Consider the following 8,938-nt stretch of genomic DNA (forward strand, 5'->3'; position numbering starts at 1 on the left):
TGAAGTCCGCAGGATTTTAAGTCCTGTGCGTCTACCAGTTTCGCCACCAGGGCACACTTTTTGGAGGTTCCAACCGGACTTGAACCGATGATCGAAGAGTTGCAGTCTTCTGCCTTACCAACTTGGCTATGGAACCATTGCTTCATGGCGCTCGTATAATATACTATGGATTTCACATAATTGCAAGTGTTTTTGAGAAAAAAAGTTTAAAAAAATATATAAAACATATTTGATTTACTACATGAGAAAACCTGATAATCGGTTTTGTGATGGAATAATCAATATAATTTACATTTCTAATATAAATCACATAATTCTTCTAAAATTCGCATACATAATAGAAAACAAGGAGTCATAACTATGTATAAGGAAATAATTTTATCAGTTATTAAAACATCGTTACCACTTATGTTTATATTAATTGTATTACAATATATATTCAGGAAGCATTCTACTTATTTGTTTATTGAGTTCAGTATTGCTTATTCTTGTGTTTGTATACCACCTCTTATTAATCCCTTTCATTCATTAGGGATTAAAGGGATTCTGGCACTAATAGTATGCTTTCTATTTTTGAATACAAGTACATTGCTTATGTATCGTATCCATAGTCTCAACCTATAACAAACCCTCAATTATACGTATTTCTACTTGCAGAATATCTCTGATACAATGAACTCACGCAAAAAGGAGACAATTAAGATGAATAGATATGATTATGTAGGTAGTTTTTTAAGACCTGAGAGACTTAAGAAGGCGAGAAGAGATTTTGAAAATAATACAATTAATGCAGAAAAATTAAAAAAGGTAGAAGATGAGTGTATTACAGAACTTATTACTAAGATTAAAGAATTAGGTTATCATACAATTACTGATGGTGAATTTAGACGTTCTACATGGCATTTAGACTTCATGTGGGGATTTAATGGTGTAGAACATAAAAAGACAATAGAAGGTAATACAACATTTGATGGTGAAGCAGCTATGATTGATGATACTTATGTCACAGGAAAGATCAGCTGTGATCATCATCCTTTCGTAGAACATTTCAAATTTGTAAAACAGTTTGAAGATGAAAATACAGTAGCCAAACAGACTATCCCTTCACCAGGGCAGTTCTATGCTTACTTTACAGGAGCACAGTTACTTAGAAATACATTAAGTATTTATGAAAATGAAGAGGCTTTTGCCTCTGATGTAGTCAAGGCTTATGTTGAATTTGTCCATGAAATTTATGATGCAGGATGTCGTGTACTACAGTTTGACGACTGTGTCTGGGGTGGTATGGTCAATCCAAAGCTTGCATGTGGCCTTACAGGACGATCTGGTGACGCATTAAAAGACTATAAAAAGAGATTATTAGAACTTAATAATGAAGTAGTTGCACAAAGTCCAAAAGATTTAGAAATTAATACACATGTATGTCGTGGTAATTATCATTCTACATTCTTTAGTTCAGGTGCTTATGATAGTGTGGCTGATTTATTATTTGGTGAAGAAAATGTGAATGCATACTATTTAGAATATGATGATGAAAGATCAGGAGGATTCAAGCCTCTTACAAAAGTATCTGGTGATAAGAAGGTTGTCTTAGGATTAATCACTACTAAACATCCAGAATTAGAAGATAAAGAAAAAATCATTCAGAGAATTAAGGAAGCAAGCAAGTATATTCCTCTTGAACGTTTATCATTAAGCCCACAATGTGGTTTTGCATCATGTGAGATTGGTAATAAACTAACAGAAGAAGAACAATGGGCTAAATTAAAACTTGTGAAAGAAATCGCAGAAGAAGTCTGGGGTTAAAAAGAATCCTCTAGGAGATCCTAGGGGATTCTTTTGTGTCTTGTAGTATATTAATTGATACAATATAATTCATGTATAAGAGGTGAACAGATATGATAGAAACTATAATTAGATATATAGTTATTGCGATTGTGCTAGGCGTTATCGGTGAAGTGATATCTCATTTATCTTCTAGTAAAACGACTGATGAGAACATAAGTACTACACATTATAGAGTTAAAGCACCATCAGTGTTGAAGTATGCCTGTATGTCACAGTTCATTCTAGGATTGATTATGTTTCTTGTATTTAGTTATTTTTATCTGAAAGGCAATGAAACAGTAGAAATGGGACATCTGTATTTTTCTTCTATCTTTGGAGCTATTGGCTTATATGGTGTGGCCTGGGCATCTATATGGGGTGTAAAAGTAGATGATTCGCAATTAGAGATACATAGAATATTTCATGTTAAGAAGGTATTATGTATCACTGATATTAGACAAGTAATCATTGATAAGAAGGATGCAATGATCTTGTATGATAAGATGGGAAAGAAATTGATTAAGATAGATGCTTTATCGGATCATTATGATCATTTACTGAATCTATTAAAGTCACAAAATATAGAAATATCAAATAAGCACCTTAAATAAGGCACTGTCAAAGGATTACTCAACGCATCTAAGAATCATTTCTACTATAATTGAAATATAGAAGGGAGGTATTCTTATGTGGGATGATGTTGCAGGTAAAGCTTCACATGTTAATAGAGATAAGTATGTTGTATTGCAGGTGGTACTTACTGAAAAGTTTCTAGGTACAGGATCTGGTACAAAGAGTTTGACGAATCTACAGGCTGAAATCAATAAGCAGGCTGAAAAAGGATATAGGTTACACACTATTTCTACTTCATCTTCTGGATCAAAAGGATTCCTTGGAGGAGATAAGATTCAGGCAACAATGGTATTTGAAAGAATAGATTAAAAAATGAGCTGTAACGCATATGTTACAGCTCACTTTTTAATTGATTTTAATAATGATTTGTTTAAATCTAGAAAGTCGATGTTTATAATCGTTTGATGCTTCAACGAGAATATGTAGAATATCACCTGATTCAACATCTTCAGGTATATCAATCTTGATAGAATCATCTAAACTAACAGAAACATTTCCTTTATAACTAGAAGCCTCTTGATAATACTTTGTTTTATAGAGCACATGTTCATCTTTAGTTATATGAAGCTCTACAGTTGTACCTTTATCAGCTTTGATGTCAAGAGATTCCTGGATAGATAGTACTGGCGCTTCTTCTTTATCATCAGTGATACACCAAGAGGCTCTTGCTGCAAGATCTCTTTGAATAGAAGAAACATAATACCACATAGATTCTGTATGTTTATCATTATAGAGGTCTTCTACAGGATTCCAGTAATTTAAAATAATACCCTTAGAATTTTTCTTAGTATTATCTTTTATATATCTTCCAGACAATCCTCCATATGAGAAATCTTCAAGACATCTTAACCCCCATGGCAGTAAACAGAAGAAAGTAGGGGAATCACCTTCAGATAAGAAATCATAAGGAATATGTGTACCCATACCATATTTCTTTCCCCACCAGTCAACAAGAAGGTTCTTGTTTGAACCAAATTGTGATCTATTTTCTTCACCTTCATAATACTTATCATCAGCCCAGGTAGCATAACCACTCATTAAAGCACCCTTATTAAGAATATGTTTTTTCATGAAATCAGCTCTGAGAGTCTCTTTACTGCTTCCTTCAGGCATATTATTCCAGCCGTATCCATAACTATTCATCATCACACATTTCACAAACTGAATGTTTGGATAAACTTCTGAAATATAGTTCTGATACGTATTATCCTGTTCACCACAGGCAGTTAAAACAACTTTCTTTTCTATTTTTTCTTTGATTGATAACCAGTTTTCATCATCTTTATATTCCTGCTCTATATCATAAAGAGCACGGGCGATTGTATTAGTACCACCCCAAACTTGAATATAAAGTGGTCTAGGATCATCATCTAATATTTTTTCTCTAATTAATTCTGAGCCTGGTGTAGAAGCATCCATTTCTCCTGGATATCCAATATTCCCGATTTTGATAAGACTTCTTAAATGATCAGGAGAAGGGTATTTGGCATCATGAGTCACAAGATGTTTATAGTCTACAGCATAATCATCCATTATGTCCTGCATCCATTTTATGCCAGTCCAGCGATAAGGCTGATCATAATCAGCCTTATCACTTGGCCCAGTCTTTCCTGGTTGTCCTTTCCAATGAAAAATGGATGATGTCTGTACGATACCCTGTATTTCTATATCATTGGCATAAAGTAGAATATGTCTTAATGAGTTCTGATCATCTACTTCAGCATCCTGAGTAATAATTGTTCGTAACATAATTATTTACCAACTTTTACTTCAATGATTTCTTCTTTTGCAGTTTTAGCACCATAGGATGCAGGAACAATTTCTTTATATTCAGTAGTATTAGTAATAATGACAGGAGTTACATTATCATAACCAGCTTTTTTGATAGCTTTTAAATCAGCTTCAACAAGCAGATCACCAATACTCACTTTCTGTCCTTCTTTTACTAATACATTAAATCCTTCACCGTTCGTATTAACAGTATCCATACCAATATGAATAAGTACTTCAGCGCCATTATTAGACTTTAATCCAATTGCATGGCCAGTCTTGGCAGCCATAATGACTTCACCATCAACAGGAGAGTAGATATGACCATCGGTTAATTTAAAAGCAACACCTTCACCCATCGCTTTTGAAGAGAAGATAGGATCATTCACATCTTCTAAGGCAATCATCTCACCAGTGGCAGGAGAACTGATTGTTTCATCTTTTAAAGTAGTGTCTTCTTTTGTTTCAACTTTATTTTGTGGAAGCATAGAATCATTAAAACCAAATAAATAAGTACAAATAGCTGAACCAAAATAAGCAATCGCACAAGCAATCACAAAACCTACAAAACCAGGACCGATATAGCCAGGAAGACTTAAAATTGATGTACCAAGTAAAGTAGGACAGCTAGTACCAGCGGCAGCTACAATCATACCGGCAATAGATGAAAATACAGCAGCAATCGCAAATGGTCTCTTATAAGGTAATGTAACATCATAAATAGCTGGCTCTGTAATACCTGCAAGTACTGCAGAGAATGCAGCAGAACCAGATAATTCTTTTAATTTTTTATCTTTAGTTTTTAAGAATACACCTAGTGTAGCACCAGCCTGCGCCATGTTGTTAGGTCCAGTAATAACGAATAATGTATCTCTACCATAAGTGGCGATATTATTCATAACGATAGGCACAAAGCCCCAATGAAGTCCAAAGATAACGGCTGCAGGCCAGATCAAGCCGACAAAACCACCAGCGATAATAGGGTTGAATCCCATAATAGCTGTATAACCTGATGCAAGTAATTTACCAAACTTATCCATAACTGGACCAATCACTAAGAATGTAGCAGGTACCATAATAGATAGTTCTAATAATGGTGTTAAGAATAGCTTACATACTTCTGGTATGATTTTCTTTAATAGCTTTTCTAATTTACTTTTAACATATACAGAAATAATGATTGGCATGACAGAAGAAGCGTAGCTTACAAGAGTGACTGGTATAGTAAGGAATGTCAATTTCGTACCCTCTGAGTATGCGGTAGTCATAGTTGGATAAAGAAGTGACATGGCAATAGACATCGCAATAAATGGATTACATTTAAATTTCTTTGCAGCAGTATAACCTAAGATAATTGGCATAAAATTAAACACACTATCTGCAGCTGCATAAAGAATTTTGTATGTTCCCATATCAGCAGTCAGTATATTCAATGTAGTACATAGAATAAGTAATGCCTTCAACATACCGGCACCACACATAACACCAAGCATTGGTGAGAAGATGCCAGAAATAGTTTCTAATAATGTATTAAGAAGGTTTTTCTTTCCTGTATCTTCAATTTCTTCAGTGTTACCAGTATTAATATTTGTACAGCTAAGTACAGCATCATAGACAGCATCTACTTTATTTCCAATAACAACCTGCACCTGTCCTCCTGCTTTCATTACAGTAATAACACCTTCGGTCTGGTTTAAAACATCCATATTAACTTTGTTTTCATCAATAAGCTTAAATCTTAATCTTGTTGCACAATGTACAAGTGAGATCACATTATTTTCTCCACCAACATTTTCTACAATCTTTTTAGCTAAAGAAGTATAATCCTTTGCCATTTGTATTTTCCTCCAAAATTGATATTTGTTAAGTTAACTTACATGCATATCATAATCTTCTGTGAAAGCGATTAAAATATCATAAACACACTTGCAGACTGTCAAAAACAGATGTTATAGTTGAAATAGGTGATAATGATGAAAATAGAAGAATTAAGAAGTAGGATTACTCCTCTAACTAAAAAAGAACAATATTATAAAAGTCACCCAAATCATTCAGGTGACTATATTGAAAAGTATTTTAATGAAGATGATGAAAATCTCATTCAATTCACAATTGATAGGAATAAAAACACAAAAGGAAAACATACTTTATTTTATGATGGGCAGATAATTACAGATGAAATTCTTTCATTTCCTATTTATTGTTCAAAACAGACAAGATATTCATTTGTGCCACTACATACAAGAAGCTATGTAGAAATGAAATATGTCTATTCTGGACATTGTTATGCAATTGTTAATGATAAAGAAGTGATACTTCATGCAGGGGATATGATTCTTTTAGATGTTAATTCAAAGCATACAGTCTTAATGCCTACAGAAAATGATATTATCTTCAACTTTCAAATGGATCGCTCTTATTTTAGTGACTCATTTATTAGTAAATTTTCTTCGGTAAACCCAATTGTGACTTTCCTGACAAATATTATAGATCAAAAAGCACAGCACAATGATTATATCATTTTTAATAATAGAGAAGATGATCATGATTATGTGGTCCAGCTTATAGAAATGATTTTATGCGAGTATTTAGATCCTTCTTTATTTGCAATTTCTATTCTTGATTCCTATTTTTCACTTCTTTTTATAAAAATGGCTCAAAGATATCAGATGAATATGGAACAACAATTTAAAGAAAATAATAAGAGCTACATGACAGAAATCATTCAATACATAGAACAACATTATCAGGATTGTACTCTTATAGAAACAGCAGAGAAGTTTGGCTATAATCCTGATTATCTCTCACGCGCCATTCAAAAAGCAACAGGCTATACCTTCAAGAAACTAGTGAACTACTATCGTATGGAAGAAGTAGGAAAGGAACTCATTAATACTGAAAAACCCATTTACCTTATAGCACAGGAAAATGGCTTTTCTAACTTAAGTTATTTTTATAAGAAGTTTAATGCTTATTTTGGTGGTTTTCCTGCAGACTATAGAAAACAATTCCAGGCAAAATAAAAGAGGCGGATGCCTCTTATAATTTTGCCGCTTTCTGGAAGAAGTAGAATCCAATCACAAACATTACTGAAATCATTGCTACGCCATAGTTCATATGTCCTGTAAGTTGTGAAATAAGCCCTACAAGAGTTGTACCCATGAAAGATGCACCCTTACCACAGATATCAAATAAACCAAAGTATTCCCCTGATTTCTTAGATGGAATAATCTTCGCAAAATAAGAACGAGATAAGGCTTGGATAGCTCCCTGGAACATACCTACAAAAATAGCTAAGATCCAGAATTCCCATTGCTTATCTAGCTGAATCGCAAATAAGGCAATACCAGTATAGGCAATAATACAAACCTTAATTAATTTATCTGTAGGGTATTTTTTAGATAAACGTCCAAAGATCAACGCAAATGGGAAAGCAACAATCTGAGTTACTAATAATGCAATTAATAATCCATTTGTATTAAGCCCAAGGGCACTGCCATAAGCAGTGGCCATTTCAATAATTGTATAAACGCCATCGATATAGAAGAAGAAAGAAATCAAATAGAAGAAAACCTTCTTGTCTTGGTTTAAAGTGGAAAGAGTATGTCCTAAACGTTTAAAACTGTCACGAATAGGATGTTCCTGTTTTTCTACGAAATGTACCTGTTTATAGTTCTTTAAGAGTGGTACTGTCATACCTAACCACCATAATGCATTGATTAAGAAGGCGATTGTCATAGCACCCTTAAAGGGAATGCCCATCTTTTCATAGAATAAGACAAAGACTAAGCTGACTACAAAAGGGATACAGCTTCCAATATAACCCCATGCATATCCTTGAGATGAAACGTAGTCCATACGCTTGTCATCTGTAATATCTAGAAGCATAGAATCATAGAAAATCAGACTTGCATTATAACCAATCTTCGCAATAACGAATACACCTAAGAAGATAGTCCAAGACGTAGGAACTGATAAGAAGGCTAAACCCAACACACCAATAATCATACTAATTGTGAATATTGGTTTCTTATAGCCTTTTGTATCTACAATAGAACCAAGCACTGGTCCAATAATAGCTACAATAAGTGTTGTGAAAGAAGAGGCATATCCCCAATATGCAAGATAATCAACTTCGCTGATCTTTGCAAGTGATGCAAGATAGTTAAAGTAAATAGGGATAATAGTAGAAACAAGTAGAATGAAGGCACTGTTACCTACATCATACAAGATCCAGTATTTTTCTAGTTTAGTCAGTTTATTCATAGTTTCTATTAAACCTTTCATTTAAATAATCATCATCAAGATGGTCAACATACTCATTAATAAGTGATATAGCAAGAGGCACTGCTTCATCCTTCATCTCTATCAGATGATTGATATCATCTGCGGCATGTTTATCTTTTTCATAGTTGATAAGCAATCCTTTATATTCCTCATACATACCACCTAACTTCATCACACTTAAGACAAAGTTTCTCTTTAGATGAGTAGGCGCAACAAGCCACTTTAAGATAAATAATAAATCATGGAGTGCTTTATCAATCTCTTCAGCCTTTAAATCAAAGAATGGTGCAATGACAGACGCAATTGTATAATCAGGGTGAATATGAGTTGTTAAATTAGCAGTTAAAGGATCTTTTCCAACTCTAACTAGTAATTCTCTATCTAATTCAGATTCTAGTAAGCTATGAGTCATAGATAATGT

General features: G+C 33.5%; 7 protein-coding genes, 1 tRNA gene and 1 pseudogene. 4 read left to right on the forward strand and 5 right to left on the reverse strand.

All coding sequences use genetic code 11. The features are described from left to right. Positions 1-61: 61 nt before the first annotated feature. Positions 62-136, reverse strand: a tRNA-Cys gene (locus tag QZQ55_RS09755). A 566-nt stretch (positions 137-702) separates the two neighbouring features. Here QZQ55_RS09755 and QZQ55_RS09760 point away from each other — a divergent pair. The 3 genes from QZQ55_RS09760 (at position 703) to QZQ55_RS09770 (ending at position 2,769) form a co-directional block, all read left to right on the forward strand. Continuing rightward, positions 703-1,806, forward strand: a complete 1,104-nt coding sequence (locus QZQ55_RS09760) for a 5-methyltetrahydropteroyltriglutamate--homocysteine S-methyltransferase (protein WP_295092877.1) — start codon at positions 703-705, stop codon at positions 1,804-1,806. A 92-nt stretch (positions 1,807-1,898) separates the two neighbouring features. Next, positions 1,899-2,438, forward strand: coding sequence for a DUF6560 family protein (locus QZQ55_RS09765; RefSeq protein ID WP_288705036.1), 540 nt, complete (start codon positions 1,899-1,901; stop codon positions 2,436-2,438). 76 nt (positions 2,439-2,514) lie between these two features. Next, positions 2,515-2,769: a DUF4177 domain-containing protein gene (locus QZQ55_RS09770; RefSeq protein ID WP_187011808.1), complete on the forward strand. Its 255-nt coding sequence runs from the start codon at positions 2,515-2,517 to the stop codon at positions 2,767-2,769. Between the two features lie 36 nt (positions 2,770-2,805). On the opposite strand, the gene QZQ55_RS09775 is transcribed toward QZQ55_RS09770, so the two are convergent. After that, entirely contained in the window at positions 2,806-4,209 is a 1,404-nt protein-coding gene (locus tag QZQ55_RS09775) for a DUF1593 domain-containing protein (protein WP_295092879.1), read from the reverse strand. Positions 4,210-4,211: 2 nt separating this feature from the next. Further along, on the reverse strand, positions 4,212-6,065 hold the full coding sequence (locus QZQ55_RS09780) for a beta-glucoside-specific PTS transporter subunit IIABC (RefSeq protein ID WP_295092881.1): 1,854 nt from the start codon (positions 6,063-6,065) through the stop codon (positions 4,212-4,214). Positions 6,066-6,203: 138 nt separating this feature from the next. Between QZQ55_RS09780 and QZQ55_RS09785 the strand changes: the two genes are divergently transcribed. Further along, positions 6,204-7,253: an AraC family transcriptional regulator gene (locus QZQ55_RS09785; protein ID WP_295092883.1), complete on the forward strand. Its 1,050-nt coding sequence runs from the start codon at positions 6,204-6,206 to the stop codon at positions 7,251-7,253. A 16-nt stretch (positions 7,254-7,269) separates the two neighbouring features. On the opposite strand, the gene QZQ55_RS09790 is transcribed toward QZQ55_RS09785, so the two are convergent. After that, positions 7,270-8,517, reverse strand: a complete 1,248-nt coding sequence (locus QZQ55_RS09790; protein WP_295092884.1) for an MFS transporter — start codon at positions 8,515-8,517, stop codon at positions 7,270-7,272. Further along, positions 8,489-8,938, reverse strand: a pseudogene (locus tag QZQ55_RS09795) (hypothetical protein); the annotation flags it as partial. The gene QZQ55_RS09790 and the pseudogene QZQ55_RS09795, both read right to left, overlap by 29 nt.

Origin of the sequence: uncultured Catenibacterium sp., assembly GCF_900540665.1 — a bacterium.
GTDB lineage: Bacteria > Bacillota_I > Bacilli_A > Erysipelotrichales > Coprobacillaceae > Catenibacterium.